Source organism: Vibrio sp. 1580 (assembly GCF_033340055.1).
In genome coordinates this window covers 1-525 of the sequence record NZ_JAWOVT010000694.1, presented here as the reverse complement: position 1 = coordinate 525, position 525 = coordinate 1, and the positions used below count along the sequence as shown (strand labels likewise).

Below are 525 nucleotides of genomic sequence, written 5' to 3'. Positions count from 1 at the left end.
CTTTCACCTATTGCGCTCGTGGTTAAAACAAGAATTTGCGTAACTGAGCCTGTTACTCAATACGTTAACTTGAGCTTGGTGAACTCTCGGCTAAAGTAAATAGAGTGCGAAAAAACTCAAGGATGAGGCTATGCGATTGTTTCATAGAGTAGTGATTGGGGCTTGTCTCGTTGTACCAGCAGTGGGTAATGCCAATGACGTGGCAGAGCTTGACGAGCAAGGCATTTCAACCGCGATTATTGGAGGCCAGCAAGCGTCTCAAAATCAGCTCCCCTTCTTTGCTCGGCTAATTTTACACAAAACGGGCGACCGACAATTCGCGAATATTTGTGGTGGTTCTATCGTTAATGATCGTTTCATATTAACGGCAGCCCACTGCGTAGAATCCTCGGTTTTTACTGACGGTTGGACAGCGAATGACCTCCGTGTTCTGGTAAAAAATCCAACCATGAACGATGTTTATGTCGAAGAGTTCAAAGACGTTCGCACTATTACGATTCATCCCAACTATGATCCTAATGACCT

Annotated in this window: 1 protein-coding gene; it reads left to right on the top strand. The window is 44.8% G+C overall.

The window, feature by feature from the left end:
* Positions 1–130 precede the first annotated feature (130 nt).
* Positions 131–525 (top strand): trypsin-like serine protease (locus R7093_RS27895; RefSeq protein WP_318147367.1); only part of this gene is annotated, 395 nt, incomplete at its 3' end.